The following is a 681-nucleotide window of genomic DNA, read 5'->3' on the forward strand; positions in this document are numbered from 1 at the left end:
CCCGTTCCATCCCGCAACCGAGGGTAGGGAAGGCGCGGAAGCGGCAAAGGCCGATGCGAAAACCAGCCCGTCCCGCCTGTACAAAACCGGCGACCTAGGCCGCTGGCTGCCCGACGGCACCATTGAGTACCTTGGCCGCAACGACTTCCAAGTCAAGCTCCGGGGCTTCCGCATCGAGCTCGGCGAAATCGAGGCGCAGCTGCGCCGCTGCCCCGGCATCCGCGAAGCCGCCGTCCTCGCCCGCACCGACCACACAGCCGACCCACTCTTGGTCGCCTACCTCGTCCCCGACCCCGGCCACGCCCCCGACCCGGCGGACTTGCGCGCCCGGCTCGCCGCACACTTGGCCGAGCACATGCTGCCCGCCGCCTACGTCACCTTGGAACGCTTCCCGCTCACCGCCAACGGCAAGCTTGACCGCAAGGCCCTGCCCGAACCCGACGGGGACGCTATCGCCAGCCGTGTTTACGAAGCCCCGCAAGGCGGCACCGAAACGGTCTTGGCGACCCTCTGGCAGGACTTGCTGCATGTGGAACACGTCGGGCGCCATGACCATTTCTTTGAACTGGGCGGGCATTCCCTGCTCGCCGTGCAGTTCGTGGCGCGGCTGCGCCAAGCCCTCGGCATTGAACTGCCGTTGCGCACCCTGTTCGACCACCCCGTGCTCGCGGCGCTCGCCGA

1 protein-coding gene is annotated in these 681 nt (G+C 68.6%); it reads left to right on the forward strand.

Annotation, left to right across the window (positions count from 1 at the left end):
- Positions 1-681 (forward strand): phosphopantetheine-binding protein (locus METMI_RS24915; RefSeq protein ID WP_040572811.1); only part of this gene is annotated, 681 nt, incomplete at both ends.

The organism is Methylovulum miyakonense HT12 (assembly GCF_000384075.1).
Classification (GTDB): Bacteria; Pseudomonadota; Gammaproteobacteria; order Methylococcales; family Methylomonadaceae; genus Methylovulum; species Methylovulum miyakonense.